At 51.5% G+C, this 447-nt stretch carries 1 protein-coding gene; it reads left to right on the top strand.

The window, feature by feature from the left end; all coding sequences use genetic code 11:
* Positions 1-193: 193 nt before the first annotated feature.
* Positions 194-325, top strand: coding sequence for a hypothetical protein (locus F1609_RS35175; protein WP_267876833.1), 132 nt, complete (start codon positions 194-196; stop codon positions 323-325).
* Positions 326-447: the final 122 nt, after the last annotated feature.

The following is a 447-nucleotide window of genomic DNA, read 5'->3' as shown; positions in this document are numbered from 1 at the left end:
CATCGTCGGCTTCTACAACTGCAAACGCATCAATTCAGCATTGGGCAATCTGTCGCCCGCCGTCTACGAACGGAAAATGGCAGTACGCGAACCTATCGTGGTGTCCGAAATTACTTGACCACAGCAATTTTGGACATAGGAAATTCTGATATCATGCTGCGAAACGCTAGCGTTTTTCACACAGGAGTAGCTCGTGGCCGTTACAAAAACTGAAGTCGTCAGCGTTCGAGTGCCGCCGGATGTGAAAGCAGCGTTGGTTGCGGCTGCCGAACAAGAACGGCGCAGCTTAGCTTCGATGCTCGAGTTTATGGTGTTGGACTACTGAGGTGTACTGTCAATAGCGGACACTCTTGTTTCAAGCCGCCTATCGCTGTTTGCTGAAATTTTCAGCGAACAATGCAGGCGGAACATTGCCAAGGCGCGAGTGGCGCCGCTGGCGGTTATAGA

It is taken from the genome of Massilia aquatica, from assembly GCF_011682045.1.
Lineage (GTDB): Bacteria > Pseudomonadota > Gammaproteobacteria > Burkholderiales > Burkholderiaceae_D > Telluria_A > Telluria_A aquatica.
This window is presented reverse-complemented; position numbering and strand designations above follow the sequence as displayed.